This is a genomic window from Nocardiopsis sp. LDBS1602, from assembly GCF_035818715.1.
Taxonomy (GTDB): Bacteria; Actinomycetota; Actinomycetes; order Streptosporangiales; family Streptosporangiaceae; genus Nocardiopsis; species Nocardiopsis alba.
Genome location: NZ_JAYLVW010000003.1, coordinates 498,886 through 519,911 on the forward strand (window position 1 = coordinate 498,886; position 21,026 = coordinate 519,911).

Below are 21,026 nucleotides of genomic sequence, written 5' to 3' on the forward strand. Positions count from 1 at the left end.
CCGACCGGGGCGTTCTGGTTCCACCTCGCGTCGAAACGATATGTATTCCGTCCTTTTCGTCGCTCAGGGTGCGTGAGGCGCTCGTAGGAGTCACGGTTCCGATCCCGGACATGACGAACGGCGCCGCCCGTGTTCGCGGGCGACGCCGTTCACAGACCCGCCGGTCCCTTAGCCGGCGGTCCGGTCTAGCCGGCGGCCTGGTCGGTGACGGTGCGGATGGCGTCGAGGGCGACCTCGGGCTGGTCGACGTGGATGTAGTGGCCGCTCTCCTCGGCGACGGAGAGCCGGCCGACGGTGGAGACCTCCAGCCATTTCTCCTGGCCCTCGGTCCACACGCGCTCCAGGTCGTCGCCGTACTCGGCGATCTCGCCCAGGTACCGGACACCGTGCCGGACGATCTCCACCGGGATGTCCCCGGCCGAACGCACCTCCGGGTCGCTCTCGATGGTGATGTTCTCCGGGTTCTCGCCCTGGAAGATCGCGAGGTTCTGCGCCCGTACCTCGGCGCCCTCACCGGTGGCGGACTCGGGGATGACCCCGGTGATGTCGTCGATCATCGTCGGGGAGGTGGCGTCCAACAGCACCAGCCCCTTCACCCGGTCCTGGTCGTCGGGGGCGTAGCGGGCGGCGATCAGCCCGCCCAGCGAGTGACCCGCGAGCACGACCTCCTGGTCGCCGGCGATGTCGTCGAGGACCGCGCGCAGCGTCGCCTTGCCGTCGTCGATGGTCTGCGGACCGGTCGGCTGATCGCTCTCACCCTCGCCGAAGCGGTCGTAGGAGCAGACCCGGTCCTGCTCGCTCAGGGTCTCCTGGATGTCGGCGAGGGTGTCCAGCCCGTCGCCCATGCCGGCCATCAGGACGATCACCGGCCGGTCCTGGACCGGGGCGCCGGAGCAGGAGACGTTCACGGAACCGCCCTCGACCTCCAGCATCTTGGTACCGGTGAACAGCTGTCCCTCGGTCATGACCTCCTCGGCGGCGGACTCCAGGTCGGTCCGGACCTCGCCGAGCCCGTCCCGGACCTCGGACGCGATCGAGCATCCGGTGAGGCTCGTGACGGCCACGGCGGAGAGCAGGGCGGTCAGAGCGGTGGTCCGAGTGGTGCGGGTCATGAGGGCCTCCGGTAAGGGAATCGGGGGTGGCGAGCGGGGGCGCGCTCCGGGCGGTGCGGGGGGAGTGTCCCGCTCCGCGGCCGGTGCGCCGCGACCGAGAAGAACGTTACGGATTCCGCGATCCGGGGTCGTCACCACAGAGTGGACACTCGTGTGTGGCTCTCATGGGGGACAAGCCCGGGCCGCCCTTCGGCGACGGCCCCACCTGCGTCGACGTTCCCCTCCTCTCGAAGGGCCTCCCTCCGGGCACGGAATCCGATGCCACGGCGGCCGGAGATCCTCGCTCACAGGCGCTCCAGAGGTGCGGACAGCGCCACTACACTGCCCCGGTGACCAGACTCCGGCGGTTCCAAAGACTCTGGCGGCGACTCGACGTCACCATGCGCGACCTCCCCCTGGGTCTGCTGCTCCTCGCCTTCTCCCTCATCCCCTCGCTCCACGGCCACGGCACCCAGTTCGGGGGAGTGGCCGAGCGCCCCTTCGATTCCCTGGGCCTCCTCGCCGCCGCCCTCCAGTGCCTGCCCTTGGCGGTGCGTAGGAAATGGCCGGCGGTGTGCCTGGCGCTGGTGTCGATCGGTTTCGCCCTCGACCAGCTGTCCGGCTACCACCTGTTCGCGGGCACCGCGCTGCCCATCGCGCTGGTGAGTGCCGGAGCCCACCTCCACGTGTACCGACGTACCGCCGTGGTGGCGGCCTCGGTCTTCTACGTGCTGCTGTCGATCGCGTTGCACCGGGTCGGCGAGGGCGAGACCCTGCCCGAGTACGTCGTGTTCTTCCTGGCGTTGACGCTCGCCTGGGGGATCGGCTCGTGGCTGCGCTCCACCCGCATCGCCGAGGCCGAACGTCGACGCCTGCTCGCCGAGGCCACCCGTACCGCCGAACGCACCCGTATCGCCCGCGAACTCCACGACGTGGTGACCCACCACGTGACCGCGATGGTGGTCCAGGCCGAATCGGCGCGCTATCTGACCGCGGCCCCCGACAGACTCGACGAGACCCTCGCCTCCGTCACCGACACCGGACGGCGGGCCATCTCCGATCTGCGCCACCTCCTCGACGTGCTCAACCCCGACCACACCACCCCCGCTCCCGAGGACGACGAGGGTCTGCTCGCCGTGGTGGAACAGGCCCGCAAGGCCGGCCAGCCGGTGGAGTTCACCGAGGAGGGCACCCCGGCCGCCTCGCGCGGCAGCGCCGACCTCGTCGCCCACCGTGTCGTGCAGGAATCCCTGACCAACGCCCTCAAACACGCGCACGGAAGCCGCACGACGGTCCGTGTCCATCACCGCCCGGAGGAGATCACCGTGAACGTCGGCACCGATGGAGTGGGCCGTTCCGGCGTCGTGCCCGCAGGGAGCGGGCGGGGCCTGATCGGTCTACGCGAACGCGTCGAGGTCCTGGGCGGCGACCTCACCGCGGGCCCGCGCGAGGACGGCGGCTTCACCGTGAGCGCCCGTATCCCGGCCGGGGTCTCGGCGGGTGAGGGAGAGTGAGCGCTCCGATCCGCGTCCTGGTCTGCGACGACCAGGTACTGATCCGCACCGGCCTGGTCACCATCATCGGCGCCCAACCCGACATGGAGGTCGTGGGCGAGTGCGGCGACGGCGAGAGCGCGGTCGAGCTCGCCGAACGTCTGCGCCCCGACGTCGTCGTGATGGACGTGCGTATGCCGGTCCTCGACGGTATCGAGGCCACCCGGCGCCTGGCCGGTTCCGAGGTCGACCACCCGATCAAGGTCCTCGTGGTGACCACGTTCAACCTCGACGAGTACGTCTATGAGGCGTTGCGCGCGGGCGCCGGCGGGTTCCTGCTCAAGGACGCGCCCCCGGATCGGCTTCTGCACGGCATTCGTACGGTGTTCACGGGGTCGGCCCTGCTGGACCCCGAGGTCACTCGGCAGTTGGTCGGCAAGTACGCCGCCCGGATCCGGCCCACCCGGGACACCATCCCCGACGACCTTCCGCTGACCCCCCGTGAACTGGAGGTCCTGCGCCTGATCTCCGACGGGCAGTCCAACGGGGAGATCGCCCGGAGCCTGTTCATCAGCCAGGAGACCGTGAAGACGTTCGTCTCGCGCATCCTGACCAAACTGGGGCTGCGCGACCGGGTACAGGCCGTGGTCTACGCCTACCGGCACGGATTGGCGACCTGATCGGGGGCGGTCGCGTCTCGGGCCGTCCCCGAAGGGGAGGGGCGTGGGTCCCTCCCCGGTAGGACGTTCCGTCGTCGGGGGCGTTCATGATGGCCCCATGAACGAAAGCGGAGGCGAGGCCCGCCTCTCCGGGGAGGCGGCGCTGAGCGTGCAGGTGTTCCCGGTCCGCGAGGGGCGGATCCTGCTGACCCGGCGCGGCCCCGACCTGCCGTACGCCCCGGGGCTGTGGCACGCCGGGGTGGCGGGGAAGGTGGATCCGGGGGAGGACGTCGTGACCGCCGCCCTGCGCGAGAGCGCGGAGGAGCTCGGCATCGGGGTGAGCGCCGACGACCTGCGGTTCGTCCACGTCGTCCACGACGGGCGAGGGCCGCGGGGGTGGGTCCACTTCTTCTTCCTGTGCCATGAATGGACCGGTGTCCCCCGCAATCGGGAGCCGCACAAGCACGATGAGATCCGCTGGTGGTCGCCGGACGAGCCCCCGGTGGACATGGTCGACTACTGCGCGGCGGCACTGCGTCGCGTCCTGGCGGGGGAGGTCTTCTCACGCCGTTCCGGTTGAGCCGGACCCGCGGGCCGGTACGATCGCCCTCGATATGAGGGTGGTCACGAACCCCGGGCCTCCCATCCTCCTCGGAACCGCGCGGAACCCCGTTCCCTACGGGTCTCGTGTGATGGGGGAGGGGTGCGCGACGTCGTCGGTGTGCGGTCGATCACTGGCGAAGATATACACCCGGGGGTATGTTGTGTTCCGTGAGCGAGGAGGGACCCAGATGAAGCCTGAGATGGTGGGCGACGCCCTGACCCGATTGAAGCGGGCCCAAGGGCAGCTTTCCGGTGTGATCTCGATGATCGAGGAGGGCGAGGACTGCGCCGAGGTGCTCCAGCAGCTCGCCGCCGTCTCCCGGGCCCTGGACCGGGCCGGTTTCAAGATCGTCGCCGGCGGTATGCGCCACTGCAACGCCGCGCGCGAGCGGGGCGAGGAGCCGGAGCTGACCGAGGCCGAGCTGGAGAAGCTGTTCCTGTCCCTGGCCTGATCCGGTCGAGGGGCGAGCGTGAGCCGATCATCGTCGGTCACGTGTGAGACCAGGATACCCCCCGGTGTATGGGAGGATCTGCGGCGCGAGAATGTCGCCGACGACCCGATCCCGTGACACGGGCCGAGGGGGTTCACCCAAGAAAAAGCGGGTCCGGGCCTTTCTTCCTTGCGCGAGGCGCCGAACCCCGACCCACGGATACTCCCCGGTGTATCCGACCACCCTGACGAAGGAGAACCCATGTCCGATCGCACCATCGGCGTCCACGCCGTCCGCACCCTGTTCGAGTCCGACCCGAACACCCTCGTGGTGGACGTGCGCACCCCGGCCGAGTACGAGAGCTCGCACATCCCCGGGGCGATCAACCTGCCGTCCCAGCGGGTCGACCGGCACCTGGAGCGGATCGTGGCCGACGCCGGCGGCCGACTCGTCCTCGTCTGCCAGTCCGGGCAGAGGGCGCGCGGTTGCCAGGACAGCCTGGCCGCCGCCGGCCTGAGCGACACGGTGGTCCTGGACGGCGGCATGAACGCCTGGGAGTCCCAGGGCGGCGCCGTCGTCAAGGGGCGCAGCAGATGGGCCCTGGAGCGGCAGGTCCGGCTCGTGGCCGGAAGCATCGTCCTCGTCTCGGCGGTGGCCTCCCTGTGGTGGACCCCGGCCGTCGCCATCGCCGGGTTCGTCGGAGCCGGGCTGACCTTCGCGGCGGTGACCGACACCTGCGCCATGGGCATGGCCCTGACGCGCCTGCCCTACAACCAGCCGAAGAACCACGTCGACATCGAGGACTCCCTCGCCCGCATCGGCGGCCGACGCTGACCGCGAGGTAGCCAGGGCCCACCGGGCTCGCGACCGACACCGCACCACGACGTTCGGATACTCCCCGGAGTATCCATCGGATCGAAGAGAACACCCCACCCGGAAGGAGACGCCATGTTGTTGGAACGCGTCTATGACGAGGACCTCGCCCAGGCCGGTTACCTCATCGGCTGCCAGGCACGAGGGGAGGCCATCGTGGTCGACGCCCGCCGCGACGTCGACGAGTACCTCGCCCTCGCGGAACGACACGGCATGCGCATCACCCACGTGACCGAGACCCACATCCACGCCGACTACCTCTCGGGCACCCGAGAGCTCGCCGAGGCCACCGGAGCCCGGATCCACGTCTCCGGCGAGGGCGGAAAGGACTGGCAGTACGGCTTCGCCGCCGAGCGCCTGTACGACGGGGACACCATCGAGATCGGCAACGTCACGGTGCGCGCGGTGCACACCCCGGGGCACACCCCCGAACACCTGTCGTTCCTCATCACCGACGGGGCGTTCAGCGACGACCCCGGCTACCTGCTCTCCGGCGACTTCGTGTTCGCCGGTGACGTGGGCCGCCCCGACCTGCTCGACGAGGCGGCCGGGGAGGTGGACACCCGCTTCGAGGGCGCGCGCCTGCTGTTCGCGGGGCTGCGCGACGTCCTCCTGGCCTTGCCCGACCACGTCCAGATCCACCCCGGGCACGGCGCCGGAAGCGCGTGTGGGAAGGCGCTCGGCGCCCTCCCCTCCACCACGGTCGGATACGAACGCCTCAACGCCTGGTGGGCCCCCTACCTGCGAGAGAACGACGAGCGGGGGTTCGTCGAGGAGTTGCTCGGCGGACAGCCGGACGCCCACGCCTACTTCGCCCGGATGAAGCGGCAGAACAAGGAGGGGCCGCGGATCCTGGGCCGGTCGACGCCGCTCCCCGAACTCTCCACCGAGGAGGTCGGCGCCTCACTGGACGCCGAGGAGATCGTCTTCGTCGACACCCGTCCGCACACCGAGGTGCACCGGGGCACCGTGGCCGGCGCGCTGCACATCCCCGGCCCGGACAAGGCGGCCACCTTCGGGGCCTGGGCCTACGACCCGGAGACCGAATCGCGTCCCCTCGTCCTGCTGGCGCCCGACCAGGACACCGCACATCGGTTCCGCGACCACCTGATGAGGGTCGGTATCGACGAGGTCGCCGGCTACACCACCGGTCTGACCGGGCTGCCCGAGACCGTGCCGAGCGTCATCACCGCCGAGGAGCTGGAGGGCTTCGAGTCGGCCCTCGTCCTGGACGTGCGCAACAAGGGCGAGCACGCGTCCGGCCACATCCCCGGATCGCGACAGCTCAGCGCGGGTCGTGTCCTGTGGCACCGCGACACCCTGCCCGAAGGGCGGATCGTGAGCTACTGCCAGTCCGGTCTGCGCAGCTCGGTGGCGGCCGCGGCCCTGCGCCGCGCCGGCCACGACGTGGTCGAACTCGAAGGCGGCTACCCGGCCTGGCTCCTGAACCGCTGACCGTTCGCGAACGGTGGGGCCCGCCCCCGTCGGCATGACCGCCACGAGGACGGGCCCCGCCCCGCCGCCCCGACGACCGTCGTCCTCCGGCCGTCCGCGCGGTTCCACGTCACAGAGAGAGTGAGAGACGGATGTACATGATCGTCGTGATCGGCCTCGCCGTGGTGGTCGGCCTGGCCCTCGGGCTGCTCGGGGGAGGCGGCTCCATCCTGATGGTCCCCCTGCTGACCTACGTCGCGGGCATGGCCCCACAGGAGGCCATCGCCGCCTCGCTGTTCGTCGTCGGGGTCACCTCGCTGACCAGCATGGTCGCCCACGCGCGCCGCGGGAACGTCCAGTGGCGCACCGGAGCGGTCTTCGGCGCCGCGGGCATGGTCGGCGCCTTCCTCGGCGGGCTGGTCGGCGGGCACCTTCCCGGAACCCTGCTGATGGTCGCCTTCGCTCTCATGATGGTGGCGACCGCGGCCGCGATGCTCCGAGGCAGAAGAGGCGCCTCCACGTCCACCGGTGACGGTGCCGAGCGGAGACTCCCGCTGCGGAGGATCGTTCTCGACGGCGTGGTCGTCGGGGTGGTCACCGGTCTGGTCGGCGCCGGAGGAGGGTTCCTCGTGGTACCCGCCCTGGCACTCCTCGGCGGACTGTCCATGCCGGTGGCGGTCGGGACCTCCCTGCTCGTGATCTCCATGAAGTCCTTCGCCGGACTGGCCGGCTACCTCACGACGGTGACCCCGGACTGGGGGCCGATGCTGGCGATCACCGCCGCGGCCGTCGTCGGCGCGCTCCTGGGCGCACGGCTGACCTCCCGCGTGCCCGAGGCCGCCCTGAGGAAGGGGTTCGGCGTCTTCGTCCTGGTGATGGGCCTGTTCGTCCTCGTCCAGGAACTTCCGGGCGTGATCGGCCTCGCCCTGGCCGTGGTCGCGGCGGTGATGGCGGGCGCCGCCCTCATGTGCCGCCTTCTCTGGGAGGGCTGTCCTCTTCGAACGGCCCCGAGCGGCGCCGGCGGTCTCTGACCCGGGCCCGGGGACCGGGGCGACCCTTCGAGTCGACTCGAAGGTCTACCGTGGACAGGGCCGGTCCCCCTCAAGGAGAACTGAACCCATGTCGTTGGCCGAACGCCTCCAGAGCCTCTTCGTGGCCCTGGCGGCCCTCGCCGGTCTGGGGGCGGGCCTGCTCCTGCCCATCGGCCCGGCCGCCGAACACGTGGTGCTGCCCGCCCTGCTGGCCATGCTCGCCTGTGTCTTCGTGCAGATGGACGCCGCCCACGTGGGCGAGGTCCGTAACGCCAGGACCCTGGTGGTCGTCAGTCTGGTGTTGAACTTCGTCCTCACCCCGGCCCTGGCCTGGGCGCTGGGCGCCGGACTGTTGGGCGGCGAACCCGACCTGCGCATCGGACTCCTGCTGCTGTTGGTGACCCCCTGTACGGACTGGTATCTGGTCTTCACCGCCATGGCGCGCGGTCACACCGGTATCGCGGCCGCCCTGCTACCGGTCAACCTCGTCCTTCAACTCCTCCTGCTGCCGGTGTACGTGCTGCTGCTGGGCGGACGGGCCGCGATGGTCGACGTGGGCACGCTGGCCGAGTCGGTGCTCCTGGTACTCGTGGTGCCGCTGGCTCTGGCGATGCTGCTGCGCTGGGCGTCACAGCGCTGGAAGGGGGCCGACTGGCGGGAGCGCCGGATCCTCTCCCCGGCCGGAACCCTCGTGCTCCCCCTGCTGTACGCGGCCGTGTTCGCGATGTTCGCCTGGCAGGCCCGGGTCGTGCTCGACCACGCCGCGGACCTCTTGGTCCTGGTGCCGCCCCTGCTGATCTTCTTCGTCCTGCTGCCCCTGATCGCGACCGGGCTCTCCCGCCTCCTGAAACTGCCCGCGGCACAGCGGGTGACACTGACCATGACGGTCACCGCGCGCAACTCGCCGATCGCGCTGGCCATCGCGGTGGCGGCCTTCCCCGACCGGCCGCTGATCGCGGTCGCCCTGGTCGTGGGGCCGCTCCTGGAACTGCCGGTGCTGGCCCTCCTGGCCCAACTGGTGCGGGTGCGCGAGGCCCGTGGGGAGCGGGCCTTCCGAGACTGAGCCGGCCCCGGGCCGGGTGTGGGAGGGGTGTGCGAGGGAACAAGGATCCCGGCGCCCCTCTCGTTCCACCCCCTCTGGGAGGGTGCGCGACCCCCGGTGAACGAGGAACGGTGGAGCACATGACGATCGACCCGGAGACGACCGCACTCGACACCCCCGGCTGCCGGAACGGCCAGGTCTTCCTGGACAGCGCGGGCTCCTCCCTGGCGCCCGCGCGCGTGGCCGACACCGTCGTCGACCATCTGCGCAGGGAGACGGAGATCGGCGGCTACCGCGCGGCGGCGGAACGGGAGGAGGACCTGGAGGCGGGCTACTCCGTCTTCGCCGAACTGCTCGGATGCGCCCCCGAGGAGATCGCCTTCACCGACAGCGCCACGCGGTCGTGGTTCGCGGCCTTCCGGTCGATCCCCCTGAAGGAGAACGACCGGATCCTGATCACCGAGGTCGAATACGGAGGCAACGCCGTCGCCATGCTGCGTCGGGCCGAGGCGGTCGGGGCGAGCGTCGAGGTCGTCCCCTCCGACCCCTCCGGAGAGGTCTCCCCGACCGCGCTGCGCGAACTCCTGGACGAACGGGTCAGGTTCGTCTCCCTCGTGCACGCCCCCACCAACGGCGGTCTGCTGAATCCGGTACGCGAGGTGGTGGACGCCGCACACGACGCGGGGGCCCTCGTCCTCCTGGACGGATGCCAGTCCGTGGGCCAGATCTCGTGTCGCGCCGACGAGACCGGGGCCGACTTCATCGCCGGAACGGGACGCAAATGGCTGCGCGGCCCGCGCGGGACGGGCTTCCTGTACGCGCGCCGCTCCATCCTGGACGATCTGATCCTGGACGAGATCGACCACCACGGTGGGGAGTGGACCGCTCCGGACCGTACACGGGCCCGCGACGACGCCAAGGTGTTCGAGCTCTGGGAATCGAGCATCGCGGACCGGCTCGGGCTCATCGAGGCGGCGCGGTACGCCCTGGAACTCGGCGTCCCGGAGATCCGTGAGGCGGTCCGGGGCATCAGCGGCCGGCTGCGCGAGGGGCTCGCCCGGATCGAGGGTGTGAGAGTGCACGACCTGGGGGCCCGACACTCGGGGATCGTCACGTTCGACGTGGAGGGCGTGCCGGCGCCCGAGGTCGTGGCCGCCCTGGCGCGCGCCGACGTGACCGTGACGGTGAGCCGAGAGGCGTCGACACGGATCGATATGGAACGGCGCGGCCTGACGGAGATCGTCCGGGCCTCGCCGCACTACTTCGTCACCCCGCAGAGGGTGGACCGGGCGCTGGAGCTCGTCGAGGGCATCGTCCGAGGAGCCCGGAACGGGGGAGCGTAGCCCGGATCCCCCATGGGTCCGGTGCCGACGGGCGTTCACGCGGGGCCTTCGACACTTACCCCGTGTCACCGCCGTCGTGTACTTTCTAGCAACGCGTGCCCCCAAGGGCACGCTCCGCACGCGGGTCCGGTCCGTAAGGGCCGGACCCGCGTGCGTTGGGTGAAAAAATACACATTGAGAATGTTTGCACGGTCTGAAATTATTGGTCGTGTACTGGGGAGGACCGATGGGGCTGCGAGAGAGAAAGAAGCAGGCCACGAGGCGTGCACTCCAGGGCGCCGCGGTTCGGCTCACCCTGGAGCGCGGACTCGAGAACGTGACCGTGGAGGAGATCGCCGCCGCGGCCGAGGTCTCCGCGCGCACCTTCTTCAACTACTTCGCCACCAAGGAGGAGGCCCTCCTCGGGGACGGACCCTTCACACCCGGTGAACACGAACGCGAGGTGTTCGTCGAGGGCGGGCCCACCGGCGACTTCGTCGAAGACCTCATCGACCTGCTCATCGACTCCCTCCTGGGCTCCGGAGACCTCGCCACGCACCGGGCCGAGGCCGCCCGACGCAAGGAGCTCCTGGACCGCGAACCCCAGCTTCTGCCCGGTTTCCTCGCCCGACTGCATCGGGCCGAACAGGAACTGGCCGCCGCCATCGCGGAACGTTCCGGCACCCCCGCCGACGACATCCGCTCCTCGCTGATCGCCGCCTCCGCGATGTCCGTCATCCGGCACACCATGAAGCGTGTCCCCTACGGGGACGATCCGGATATCGAGGCGGCCCGTACCCTTCTGCGGCACGCCTTCCGCTCCCTGGGAGAGGCCTTCGGGCGCGACGAGCGCCCCTGATCGAGGCCTTCGCCGACATGTGTGGTCCAGATCTCCGGAACGTCACACCAGCCCCATCCGTCACACCTCACGCGGGGTTCGGCCCCGCCGAGGACCCTCCCCCGGAAGGGCCGGGGGGTGGAAGTCAGGGGCGGCCCAGGGCTGTCCCCGATGGGAAACGTCGCACCGAACGGGCAGGCTGGAACCATGAGCGAGAACTTCGGGAGCAAACGACTCCAGCGCAGTGATTCCGACCGTTTCCTGACCGGTGTCTGCGGCGGTATCGCCGCCTACACCGGCATCGACTCCACCCTGATCCGCGTCCTCTTCGCGGTCTTCACCCTGCTGGGCTTCAGTGGTGTGTTCGTCTACATCGTGGCCTGGCTGCTGATGCCGGCCGAGAGCGAGCGCCGTTCTCTGCTGGAGCAGATCATCCGTAACTTCCAGGGAAAGCCGAGTGATCGATGATGTGGAGCTTGAGGGCACACCCCGACTGGCGACGTCGGGACGCGCGCGTCCAGTGCGAGGAGCACGAGGCCGAGGAGGCCTGCGAGCCCCGCGGTGACCACGGGGGTACGGAGTGCTGACCCCGACCCGTGAGACCGTGAGGTCGGAGAGGGCCGGCCGGGCGGTCTAGGCCGCCTTCTCCGACTCGGTCTCCTCCATACGGGCGATGACCTCAGCGGACCGGCGGGACCACAGGACCGCCAAGAGGACGCCGAGGACCAGGGAGGCCGCGCCGGCCGTGACGATCACCGGACCGGTGCCGAAGGACTCCACGTAGTAGCTGGACACCAGGATGCCGACCCCTTGGGCCACCTGGATGCCCGAGGCCGCCAGGCCGAACGCCTGGGCCCGCCCCTCCCGGGGCACGCACAGGACGAAGGCCGCGTTGGCCACGAACTGGTAGGAGCCGGCCGCGCCGCACACCGCCAGGGCGAGCACCATCGCCCACAGCGGCATCTGGAAGACCCAGAGCAGGAGCGGGACCGACGTCAACGCGGCGAGCGGTCCCAGCAATCCGATCCTGGTCGTCGGAGGGACCAGACGGGTGAGGATCAGGCCGCCGAACAACGCCCCGATCGCCGCTCCGGCCATGATGAACCCCGCCGCGGTGGGGCCGCCGCCGGCCTCGGCGGCCATGGGCGTGGCCAACCCGTAGGGGATGCCGTACAGACCGGCGAGCCAGGCCATCAGGATCAGTACCCGCAGCTTGGGGTCGGAGAAGACGAGCTTCGCGCCGTCCCGGAACATCGACAGCAGGTGGGGGCGGCGTCCCGTCGTAGCCGGACCGTCGGACGGAGCCTCCTCGCGCGGGGGCAGCGGACGCGCCTTGACGCCCACCAGCAGGATCAGCGCGGACAGGGCGAAGAGCAGCCCCGTCCCCATCACCGTCACGTTGGGGCCCACGACGGCCACCGTCATACCCCCCGCGATCAGACCGATGAGCATGCCCAACTGGGCGGTCAACTGGATGATCGTGGTGCTGGCCACGTAGCGCTCGCCCTGGATGATCTGGGTGAGCAGCGCCGCGCGGGCCGCGGCGAAGGGGATGCCCGGCAGGACCGAGAAGAACATCAGGCACCAGATCGCCCAGATCGGCATGCCCGGTACGCCGATGAGGACGATGACGCAGGCCCGCAGGACGTCGCAGGCCACCATGACCCGACGCCTGGGCAGGAGATCGGCGAGCCCGGAGAGCAAGGGGCCGCCGATCAACGGCGGCAGGAAGTTCAGCGCGAGCGTCACACCGGTCGCGAAGGCCGACTCGGTGACCTTGTAGACCAGCAGCGCGGTCGCGATGTTCAGCAGGTTGGTGCCGATCACCGACAGGGCGTGGGCCAGCCAGATGGAACGGAACTCGCCGATCGCCATGACGTCGCGGTAACTGCTCCGCCATGTGTCGTCCCGTTCGGTGGAGGGCGCGCGCTCCTCGTCACCGGGGTCCCTGTCGATGTTCGGATCGCCCACCGGGCACTCCCTACTGTTACCGGGTTGTGATCACGCTGAGTCGTATCCCCATGACCAACGGTTCCGGAACGCGGGCCGGCCTGCAAGCGGGTCAGGAGTATTCGTATCTGATTCGTTGCTCCCGGTAACACCCGTGAATGCTGTTCTGCGCGGGGAACCCACGCGATGCACGGATCGTTCTCGCAGGTGAGGGCGGTGGATCGGCGGACTCCCGGCCAGGGGCGCCTCAGCCCCAGCCGAGCTCGGTGAGACGGTCGTCGTCGATCCCGAAGTGGTGCGCGATCTCGTGAATCACGGTCACGCGGACCTCCTCCACCACCTGCTCCGGGGTATCGCAGATCCCGCAGATGTTGTTCCGGTAGATGAAGATCCGGTCGGGGAGCACCCCGAAGTACGCGTCGCCCCGCTCGGTGAGCGGGATCCCCTCGTACAGGCCCAAGAGCCCCTCCTCGGACTCCTCCTCGACCGTGATCACCACGTTGTCCATGAGCCGGGCCAGTTCGGGAGGGATGCGGTCCAGGGCGTCGGCGACCAGTTCCTCGAAGTCCCTACGTGTCAGTTCCACCACACCTGTCATTGTGGGGCCTCCACGGCGCGGGGTGGAAGAGACATAACACTCTGCGCGGGAGGAAGCATTGGGAACGGCCCCCGGCAACGGCATGATGGGGGATGTGTTGTCACAGATCCGCGCTTACGACCTTCGTGGTGCCCTCGACCGCACGCGCGAGCTGCTCGGCCGTGTGCGCGCGACCCTGGGCCGATGGCGCTCCGGACGCCCGTGGCGCTGGAGCTGTGTCGTCGTGGCCGGTCTGCTCGGCGGTTGGCTCGGCCTGGCCCTGGGCGGCCAGGTGGTCACCCCCATCGGCCCGGCCGACGTCACCTTCTCGCTGAGCCCGCAGTGGCACGGGGAGACGGTCGTCAACGTCGCCCCACTGGGGCAGCTGGCCTTCGACACCCACGCGGCGCCGCTGCGGATCGAGGCGGCCATCACCGACATCCGTCTGTCAGCCGCGGAGGAGATGTTCACCGACCCCGAGGCCATCGACCGTATGGCGGCGGGCATCGGAGCCGACCTCACCGACGGCGTGATCGCCCTCGTCCTGCGCTCTCTGATCGTGGCGGTCCTCGGGGCGGCCCTGATGGGGTTCCTGCTGTTCCGGAACGCCCGGCGCGCCCTGGCGAGCGCCCTCACCACCCTGGTCGTCCTGGTGGCCTCCGGGAGCGCGGCCGCCCTGACCTTCAACCCCAGCGCCATCGCCGAGCCGCGCTACACGGGTCTCATCGCGGGCGCGCCCCAGGTGGTGGGCAGCGCCGACGACGTGGTCAGTCGGTTCAGCGAGTACCAGGAGCAGCTCGCCGGCCTCGTCGGCAACGTGGCGATGATCTACGAGGCCACCTCGACCCTGCCGGTCTACGACGAGGACGAGTCGGTCATCCGCGTCCTGCACGTGTCCGACATCCAGCTCAACCCGGCGTCCTGGAGCATCATCGGCACCCTGCGGGAGCAGTACGCGGTGGACGTGATCGTGGACTCCGGCGACCTGACCGACCGGGGCAGCGCCGCCGAGGACGCCTTCGCCGAGGAGATCGGCAAGCTGGACGTGCCCTACGTCTGGGTGCGCGGACAGCACGACTCGATGGGCACGCAGCGGGCGGTCGCGGCCCAGCCCAACGCGGTGGTCCTCGACGACGACGTGGCCGAGGTCGGAGGACTCACCTTCTACGGGGCGGGCGATCCCCGGTTCACCCCGGACGCCACCCGACTCAACCCCGACGCCGCCGGAGTGGCGGCGCTGGGTGAGGAGCAGGCCGCGTCGATCGCCGGAGGAGACGACGACGTGGACGTGGCGATCCTGCACACCAGGACCCAGGCCCGCCCGTTCGACGGGGTGGTCCCCTTGGCCCTGGCCGGGAACGAGCACAGCAGATCCACCGAGCTCACCGACCTGGGCACCCGGTTCCTCGTACAGGGATCCACCGGAGGCGCGGGTCTGAGCGGTCTGGAACAGGGCAGGGGACGGCCCACGCCCTATCAGGCCTCCGTGCTGTACTTCGACGCCGAGACCGGAAGACTCCAGGCGCGCGACGACATCGATCTCGGGGGGATCGGCCTCACGTCCGCGCAGGTCGAACGGCATATCGAGGCCGACCCGGACCGTGTCGTCGGTGAGGTGCCCGAAGACGAGGACGAGGGTTCTCCGAGCGAGGAGCCCTCGTCCTGACCCGGGACCCGGCTCTTCAGGGGATTCGTCGGGATTCGGTTATCACTTTGGAGTTGGTGCGAATCTCCCCTATGCTGAGGGGGTCACACAGGCCCCCATCGTCTAGCGGCCTAGGACGCCGCCCTTTCAAGGCGGTAGCGCGGGTTCGAATCCCGTTGGGGGTACGAAGCGGTCAGACCACTGCCGGACATCTGGCAGAATGGGAACCGCAGCGAGACACACCGGGTCGGACCGGCCGGGTGTGGAAGCGCCACAAGGTCCTGTGGAGCAGTTAGGAGTGCTCGCCACCCTGTCAAGGTGGAGGCCGCGGGTTCAAATCCCGTCAGGACCGCAGGTATCGCCGACATCGTCGGTGATCGCGGCTAGGTAGCTCAGTCGGTACGAGCGTCCGCCTGAAAAGCGGAAGGTCGGCGGTTCGACCCCGCCCCTAGCCACATCGAAGAACGCCCGGGAGGCCACGAGCCCCCGGGCGTTCGTCATGTCCGGCCCGTTCACTCCGGTGCGTCCGGGACCCGGCGGAGGATGTCCCCGGGCTGACAGTCCAGGGCACGGCAGATGGCGTCCAGGGTGCTGAACCGCACCGCCTTGGCCCGGCCGTTCTTCAACACGGCGACGTTGGCGGGGGTGATCCCCACGGCCTTGGCGAACTCTCCGACCGACATGCCGCGGCGGGCGAGCTGGACGTCCAGATCGACGATGATCGCCATCAGATCACTTCGGCCATCTCGGTCTGGAGGTTCGTCGCCTTGCGCAGCAGCCCGCGCATCAGGACCAGCAGCATCGCGAGGGCGGCGCCCACGGCGGTGGTCACCATCGCCGCGCCCATCGCGCCGATCACGTCCATGTTGCCGTTGGGGGCGGGGATGTCCGCCACGGTCAGGTGTACCGCGATCCCGGCGGTGAGCAGGGTCGCCACGACCGTCGAGCCGATGATGACGTCCACCCACCGGAAGGCCCTGGGGGTGAAGAGGGCGTCGCGGTCGAGGATGCCGAGCAGGGCCCACACGGCGCCGAGGGCGACCTGGACGCAGGCCACGATGAGGACGGCGACCGTCACGTAGGGAGTGGCGAAGGGGGCGTACTGGGGGACGAGGGCGACCTCGTCGGCGGCCATGCCGGGGATGACCACGAACTGGCCGAAGAGTCCGACCAGGATCGCCGCGAGGGCGGCGGCGCGCAGCAGGATGATGAAGTAGCGATCCATATATCGACTATCGATCGTTTCCTATCGAAAATCAATAGATGAACAGGTTTCTATGAGTGACGTGGGTCACCATTCTTGAGGCGGGTGCTCAGGAGACGTGGTACGACTCCGATTCGGCCCAGGTGACCCCGTGCCAGCTCACGTGGTGGTCCGTGTGGTCGGAGTCCTTCGTGCACCAGTAGGTGACGCCGTCGCGCGACAGGAATCCGTCGCAGGCGATCCCCACGGCACGATCCTCGGCGAGCCTGCGCAGTGCGGGCTCCTCCTCGTCGAAGCCGCCGACCAGGTCCAGCCCGCCCAGGATCAGTTCCTGACGGGACGGATGCTCCGAGACGCGCATCGGCGACCGGACGACCAGCGCGGTGGCGTTGTCGTGACTTCCGCCTTCCCGCGCGGCCTCGATCAGGACGCGCGCGAGGGCCTCGGGGGTGTCCGCGTGCTCGTCGACCAACTCGGCGAGGAGGAGTTCGTCGACGTGGTCGTGCACGCCGTCGGAGGTCAACAGGACCAGCTCCGCCGCGGGCGCGGTGGTGGTGCCGATGTCGTCCGGGAGCACGGTGGCCACGGAGCGGGTCAGCGCGTGGTCGCGGATCCGGGCGAGATGGTCCGAGATGCCCCGGTCGCGCATCCTCTGGCCCTGCGTATGGTCCCTGGTATGCCGCAGCAGCCCCTCGCAGGGGCTCCAGGTCCAGACGCGGCAGTCCCCGACCCAGGCGATGTCGACGAGGTCGTCGGCGTCGCCCTGGCGGGCGTGGACCATCGCGCAGTCCGCTCCCGGATGGACGCGGGCGATCGCCTCGGACGCGGCCCGGAGCGCGTCCAGGGCGCTCCCCTCGGCCTCCGTGGCGGTGCGGGCGGCGAGCTCGGCGGCCTCACCCGTCCGCGGGTGGTCGCCGAAGCCGTCGGCCAGGGAGGCGCACCACCCTTCGGAAGGGGTGAGGATCCGATGGGAGTGGGCGTCCTCCTGGTCGGCTCGCGGACCCTGGTCGGAGTCGGCGGCGATGACAGGGGTTCTCATACGCGCTCCTCAACCGGTGGTGGGTACTGGGAAGATGCTCGTCGAGGGGGGTTCGGTTCGAACCGAACGGGTGGAACGTGCCCCGATGCGGGGAGCCTCACGGCCGGGTGCGAGCCCGGTCACGCGCCTGTGCCCCACGAGGCCCCTTCCGTGCTCCACCACGACCAGTGGGAGACCCTACCGTGCCCTCCGTCGAGGGGGATCGCCCAGGTCGTTCGACGTTTATGTCCGGTAGTGTCCGTTGACGTGAACCACGCGATCGCCGCCGACGGAACCCGCCTCTGGTACGACGTCCACGGGGCGGGTGAGCCGTTGCTGCTCATCCACGGACAATCCCTCGACCACGAGATGTGGGAGGGGGTGTACACCGACCTCGCGGAACACCACCGTGTGGTGCGGATGGACCTGCGCGGAACCGGCGGCAGCGACGCTCCCGTCGACGGGCCCTACAGCATGGAACTGCTGGCCGGGGACGCCCTGGCGGTCCTGGACGACCTGGGGATCGACCGGGCCCATGTGTACGGCTTCTCCATGGGCGGCAAGGTCGCCCAGACCCTCGCCGCGTCGGCGCCGGAACGGGTCGGGGCGTTGGTGCTGGGGTCGACCGCGCCCGGCGGGGACAACGAGGTCGAGCGCCCCCACCACGCGTCGGTCGCCCTTCGCAAGGCCAACACCGAGGAGGGGCGCGTCCTCATCGCCCACCTCTTCTACATGCCCGAGTGGGCCGACTCCCACCCGGAGACGGTCGCCCGGATCCTTCCGCGCAACCCGCTGCGGGCCCAGCGTCGTCACTACGAGGCCAGCCTCAAGCACGACGGGTGGGACCGCCTCCCGCTGATCCAGGCGCCGACCCTGGTGGTGCACGGCGAGGACGACGAGCTGACCCCGGTCGCCAACGCCGAACTGCTCGCCGAGCGGATCCCGGACGCCCGGACGTTGATCCTGCCCGGCGCCCGGCACGGCTACCCGCACGAGGCCGCGCCCAAGGCCACCGAGGCGGTCGTCGACTTCCTCGCCGACCACCCCTTGTCCTAGAGGGAGCGGATCAGCCCGATGGAGCCGGGACAGGGGGCGCTCGGGTCAGGCGGGCGGGGGGACGTCGGAGCGCAGGCGCTCCAGCATGCGGCGGTCCTTCTTGGTGGGGCGCCCGGCCCCGCGGTCGCGGCGGATCACCGGCCCGGTCGCCTCCGGCGGCGGGGTGGGGGTGAGGTCGTCGTAACAGCGGACCGCGAGAGGCGCCCCGACCCTCTTCACGATGATGTGGGTCACATCCACGATCCGGGTGATCCCGTGCAGACGCAGCCTCACCCGGTCCCCGACCTTGACCGTGGTGGCCGCCTTCGCGGGGCGGTCGTTGACGCGCACATGCCCGCCACGGCAGGCTTGAGCGGCGTCGGAGCGGGTCTTGGTGAGGCGTACCGCCCACAGCCACCGGTCCACCCGGGTGGTGTCGGGGCCGGAGGGCAGAGGGGTGGACGGGTCGGTCACGCCGGGATCCTCTCGTCGTACGAACGGCTTTCGAGTCACTCTAGGGCGCCGGCGGTACGAAGCGCTCCGAAGTCGCGCTAGAGTTGTACACGCAACGAGGTCCTGTGGAGCAGTTAGGAGTGCTCGCCACCCTGTCAAGGTGGAGGCCGCGGGTTCAAATCCCGTCAGGACCGCAGCATCGAAGGCCCGGTGTCCGCCGACACCGGGCCTTCGGCGTTGTCGGGGACGTTGTAGGCGAGACGGGGGACGGTTGTGAGCTACCGGTACGCCACGGAGCGTGCGGACCACTCGGCGTTGGCGAGCGGACAGGTACTGCGATCCGCACCGGGATACCCGGGCTTCCCCGTCAGACTGGCCGACGAACTCCTCCAGCGGGCGATGGTGCACGTCGAGGGCGACCGGGTCCGCCTGTGGGACCCCTGCTGCGGCAGCGGCTATCTGGTGACCGTCCTGGGCCTGCTCCACCGCGACCTGCTCACCCACGTGCGCGCGAGCGACGTGTCCTCGGACGCCGTCGGCATCGCCGCGCGCAACCTCGAACTCCTCACCGCAGAGGGACTGGCCGAACGCGAGCGCGAACTGCGACGTTCGGCGCGCGACTTCGGCAGGGTCGCCTTCGTGGAGCGGGCCGAGGCGGCGCGGGACCTGGCCGCGGGGTTGGCGGCGATGGGCGGCGACCTGCCGCACGAGTCCGCCGTGGCCGACGTCTTCTCCCTCACCGAGCCGGTCGACGCCGATCTGGTGATCACCGACGTGCCCTATGGCGAGATGACGCACTGGGACGGAGAGGCCCCCGAGGACCCCGTCCGTGGGCTACTCGCCTCGATGGGTCGGGTGCTGCCCCGCAACTCCGTGGTGGTGGTGACGGCCCGTACCCGCCGGGTCCGCCTCCCCGAAGGGGTGCGGGCGCTGGAGCGGGTGAAGGTCGGCAACCGCTCGGCGGTCCTGCTCCGGGCCCGGGACCTGGCCGCCCTGTAGGGGCCCGTCCACAGCCTGTGGACGAGTCGAGGGCGGCGCGGAACGGACGTCCGTCCCGCACCGCCCCCATCGGGCGCGGCGGCCTCACCCCACCCGGCGAAAGGCCCGCGTCGTGTACAGGGCCACCAGGAGCGCGACCAGGGCCAGGAGGACGAAGCCGAGCGTGTAGGCCCCGGTGGCCTGGTAGACCACGCCCATCAACAGTGGCGGGAAGTAGCCGCCCAGGCCGCCCGCCGCGCCGACCAGACCGGTGACCGTGCCCACGCGGGAGGGTTCGACCAACTTGGCCACCAGGGCGAACACCGCCCCGGTGCCGAGCCCCAGCGTCACGGCGATCAGGGTGAAGGAGAGTCCGGCCGGGAACTCCGCGGGCGGGTGCAGCGCCAGCACCAGGGCGAAGGCACAGGTGCCGAAGAAGGAGATCAGGCACACCTTCACGGGCCCGATCCGGTCCGACAGGATGCCTCCGACCGGTCGGGCGACGACCGCCGCCACCGCGAACCCGGCGGTACGCACGCCCGCGTCGGTCTGAGCGAAGTCGTAGGCGGTGGTGAGCAGGGTCGGCAGATAGGTCGAGAAGGCCACGAAACCGCCGAAGACCAGCGCGTACAGGGCCGACGCCTGCCAGGTGGCCTTCAGCTTGAGGGCCTCGCGGATGCGGGGGAGCGCGGGCTCGGTCCGGGGCCGCCATTCGGGGGCGTCACGGGCGAACATCCACATGACCACGCCCATCACGGCCAGGGCGACGCACATCAGCAGGTGGGTGGTGAACAGCCCCAGGCCCTCCACCAGGCGGGGCGTCAGAAAGGCCGACAGCGCGGTACCGCCCATGCCCGCGCCGAACACGCCGGTGGCGAACCCACGCCTCTCGGGGCGGTACCAGGCGTTGACGAACGGGATGCCCGCCGCGAAGGAGGTGCCCGCGACGCCGAGGAAGAAGCCCCAGAACAGCAGCATTCCATACGAGGCGGAGGAGAGGCCGACGAGGAAGGTCGGCGCGATGCTCAGCAGGCACAGGGCCGTGAACATCACCCGGCCGCCGTAGCGGTCGGTGAGGGTGCCCACCGGGATGCGGCCGAGCGACCCCACCAGGACGGGGAAGGCGACCAGGATCGACGTCTGGGCCGGGGTCAGGTTCAACTCCTGGCTGTAGGTGCGTGACAGAGGGCCGATCAGGTTCCAGGCCCAGAAGGTCAGCGCGAACGCCGCCGTCGCCAGGGCGAGGTTGCCACCCGCCGTCCCGGAGCGGGTGGTCCGCTCCCCGACTTCCGCTCGCATTACGGCTCCTTCATATGTCGGCTATCGAGATTGTCGCTCCGAGCGGTGTG

22 protein-coding genes and 4 tRNA genes are annotated in these 21,026 nt (G+C 70.3%); 18 read left to right on the forward strand and 8 right to left on the reverse strand.

Annotation, left to right across the window (positions count from 1 at the left end):
- Positions 1-185: 185 nt before the first annotated feature.
- Entirely contained in the window at positions 186-1,112 is a 927-nt protein-coding gene (locus tag U9J66_RS14210) for an alpha/beta fold hydrolase (RefSeq protein WP_326337902.1), read from the reverse strand.
- 329 nt (positions 1,113-1,441) lie between these two features.
- Between U9J66_RS14210 and U9J66_RS14215 the strand changes: the two genes are divergently transcribed.
- From U9J66_RS14215 to U9J66_RS14265, 11 genes are all read left to right on the forward strand, one after another.
- On the forward strand, positions 1,442-2,605 hold the full coding sequence (locus U9J66_RS14215) for a sensor histidine kinase (RefSeq protein WP_326337904.1): 1,164 nt from the start codon (positions 1,442-1,444) through the stop codon (positions 2,603-2,605).
- The gene (locus tag U9J66_RS14220) at positions 2,602-3,264 is read left to right on the forward strand and encodes a response regulator (protein WP_014911812.1); all 663 of its coding nucleotides are present in this window, start codon (positions 2,602-2,604) and stop codon (positions 3,262-3,264) included. Before U9J66_RS14215 ends, U9J66_RS14220 begins: the two co-directional genes overlap by 4 nt.
- A 97-nt stretch (positions 3,265-3,361) precedes the next feature.
- On the forward strand, positions 3,362-3,823 hold the full coding sequence (locus tag U9J66_RS14225) for an NUDIX hydrolase (RefSeq protein ID WP_161111112.1): 462 nt from the start codon (positions 3,362-3,364) through the stop codon (positions 3,821-3,823).
- Positions 3,824-4,046: 223 nt separating this feature from the next.
- On the forward strand, positions 4,047-4,298 hold the full coding sequence (locus U9J66_RS14230) for a metal-sensitive transcriptional regulator (RefSeq protein ID WP_014912014.1): 252 nt from the start codon (positions 4,047-4,049) through the stop codon (positions 4,296-4,298).
- Between the two features lie 240 nt (positions 4,299-4,538).
- A complete protein-coding gene (locus tag U9J66_RS14235; protein ID WP_017534508.1) occupies positions 4,539-5,111 on the forward strand; it encodes a rhodanese-like domain-containing protein in 573 nt (190 codons plus the stop codon).
- 114 nt (positions 5,112-5,225) lie between these two features.
- Positions 5,226-6,605 carry a rhodanese-like domain-containing protein gene (locus U9J66_RS14240; protein WP_326337905.1) on the forward strand — a complete coding sequence of 460 codons (1,380 nt, stop codon included), beginning with the start codon at positions 5,226-5,228 and terminating at the stop codon, positions 6,603-6,605.
- Positions 6,606-6,742: 137 nt separating this feature from the next.
- Positions 6,743-7,615: a sulfite exporter TauE/SafE family protein gene (locus tag U9J66_RS14245; RefSeq protein ID WP_152472864.1), complete on the forward strand. Its 873-nt coding sequence runs from the start codon at positions 6,743-6,745 to the stop codon at positions 7,613-7,615.
- Between the two features lie 88 nt (positions 7,616-7,703).
- Positions 7,704-8,678 (forward strand): arsenic resistance protein, encoded by a 975-nt coding sequence (locus U9J66_RS14250; RefSeq protein WP_161111115.1) that lies wholly within the window; start codon positions 7,704-7,706, stop codon positions 8,676-8,678.
- A 119-nt stretch (positions 8,679-8,797) separates the two neighbouring features.
- The gene (locus U9J66_RS14255; RefSeq protein ID WP_326337906.1) at positions 8,798-10,000 is read left to right on the forward strand and encodes an aminotransferase class V-fold PLP-dependent enzyme; all 1,203 of its coding nucleotides are present in this window, start codon (positions 8,798-8,800) and stop codon (positions 9,998-10,000) included.
- A gap of 226 nt (positions 10,001-10,226) precedes the next feature.
- The gene (locus U9J66_RS14260; RefSeq protein ID WP_042282380.1) at positions 10,227-10,838 is read left to right on the forward strand and encodes a TetR/AcrR family transcriptional regulator; all 612 of its coding nucleotides are present in this window, start codon (positions 10,227-10,229) and stop codon (positions 10,836-10,838) included.
- 186 nt (positions 10,839-11,024) lie between these two features.
- On the forward strand, positions 11,025-11,285 hold the full coding sequence (locus tag U9J66_RS14265; protein WP_014908525.1) for a PspC domain-containing protein: 261 nt from the start codon (positions 11,025-11,027) through the stop codon (positions 11,283-11,285).
- 165 nt (positions 11,286-11,450) lie between these two features.
- Here the strand turns inward: U9J66_RS14265 and U9J66_RS14270 are convergent, their stop codons facing one another.
- Together U9J66_RS14270 and U9J66_RS14275 are read right to left on the reverse strand one after the other, a co-directional pair.
- Positions 11,451-12,788 (reverse strand): MFS transporter, encoded by a 1,338-nt coding sequence (locus tag U9J66_RS14270; RefSeq protein ID WP_014912026.1) that lies wholly within the window; start codon positions 12,786-12,788, stop codon positions 11,451-11,453.
- A 226-nt stretch (positions 12,789-13,014) separates the two neighbouring features.
- Positions 13,015-13,365, reverse strand: coding sequence for a metallopeptidase family protein (locus U9J66_RS14275; RefSeq protein WP_014911118.1), 351 nt, complete (start codon positions 13,363-13,365; stop codon positions 13,015-13,017).
- 85 nt (positions 13,366-13,450) lie between these two features.
- On the opposite strand from U9J66_RS14275, the gene U9J66_RS14280 reads away from it, so the two are divergent.
- The 4 genes from U9J66_RS14280 to U9J66_RS14295 all read left to right on the forward strand — a co-directional run bounded on the left by U9J66_RS14280 (position 13,451) and on the right by U9J66_RS14295 (position 15,444).
- Positions 13,451-15,010, forward strand: a complete 1,560-nt coding sequence (locus U9J66_RS14280) for a metallophosphoesterase family protein (protein ID WP_326337988.1) — start codon at positions 13,451-13,453, stop codon at positions 15,008-15,010.
- Between the two features lie 91 nt (positions 15,011-15,101).
- Positions 15,102-15,174 (forward strand) — tRNA-Glu (locus tag U9J66_RS14285).
- A gap of 92 nt (positions 15,175-15,266) precedes the next feature.
- A tRNA-Asp gene (locus U9J66_RS14290) sits at positions 15,267-15,341 on the forward strand.
- A gap of 29 nt (positions 15,342-15,370) precedes the next feature.
- Positions 15,371-15,444 (forward strand) — tRNA-Phe (locus U9J66_RS14295).
- 57 nt (positions 15,445-15,501) lie between these two features.
- On the opposite strand, the gene U9J66_RS14300 is transcribed toward U9J66_RS14295, so the two are convergent.
- The 3 genes from U9J66_RS14300 to U9J66_RS14310 form a co-directional block, all read right to left on the reverse strand.
- Complete coding sequence (locus U9J66_RS14300; protein WP_326337908.1) at positions 15,502-15,717, reverse strand: helix-turn-helix domain-containing protein; 216 nt, start codon at positions 15,715-15,717, stop codon at positions 15,502-15,504.
- The gene (locus tag U9J66_RS14305; RefSeq protein ID WP_014911300.1) at positions 15,717-16,214 is read right to left on the reverse strand and encodes a DUF2975 domain-containing protein; all 498 of its coding nucleotides are present in this window, start codon (positions 16,212-16,214) and stop codon (positions 15,717-15,719) included. The genes U9J66_RS14300 and U9J66_RS14305 overlap by 1 nt, the downstream gene beginning before the upstream one ends.
- A gap of 88 nt (positions 16,215-16,302) precedes the next feature.
- Positions 16,303-17,232, reverse strand: a complete 930-nt coding sequence (locus tag U9J66_RS14310; RefSeq protein WP_017534517.1) for a PP2C family protein-serine/threonine phosphatase — start codon at positions 17,230-17,232, stop codon at positions 16,303-16,305.
- Between the two features lie 246 nt (positions 17,233-17,478).
- Here U9J66_RS14310 and U9J66_RS14315 point away from each other — a divergent pair, with 246 nt between their 5' ends.
- A complete protein-coding gene (locus tag U9J66_RS14315; RefSeq protein WP_326337909.1) occupies positions 17,479-18,267 on the forward strand; it encodes an alpha/beta fold hydrolase in 789 nt (262 codons plus the stop codon).
- Positions 18,268-18,312: 45 nt separating this feature from the next.
- Here the strand turns inward: U9J66_RS14315 and U9J66_RS14320 are convergent, their stop codons facing one another.
- Entirely contained in the window at positions 18,313-18,720 is a 408-nt protein-coding gene (locus U9J66_RS14320) for an RNA-binding S4 domain-containing protein (RefSeq protein ID WP_014908956.1), read from the reverse strand.
- Positions 18,721-18,818: 98 nt separating this feature from the next.
- On the opposite strand from U9J66_RS14320, the gene U9J66_RS14325 reads away from it, so the two are divergent.
- A tRNA-Asp gene (locus U9J66_RS14325) sits at positions 18,819-18,893 on the forward strand.
- A gap of 79 nt (positions 18,894-18,972) precedes the next feature.
- Entirely contained in the window at positions 18,973-19,698 is a 726-nt protein-coding gene (locus U9J66_RS14330; RefSeq protein WP_014911914.1) for an rRNA methyltransferase, read from the forward strand.
- 84 nt (positions 19,699-19,782) lie between these two features.
- Here U9J66_RS14330 and U9J66_RS14335 read toward each other — a convergent pair whose 3' ends face one another.
- Positions 19,783-20,976 (reverse strand): MFS transporter, encoded by a 1,194-nt coding sequence (locus U9J66_RS14335; RefSeq protein WP_326337911.1) that lies wholly within the window; start codon positions 20,974-20,976, stop codon positions 19,783-19,785.
- Positions 20,977-21,026: the final 50 nt, after the last annotated feature.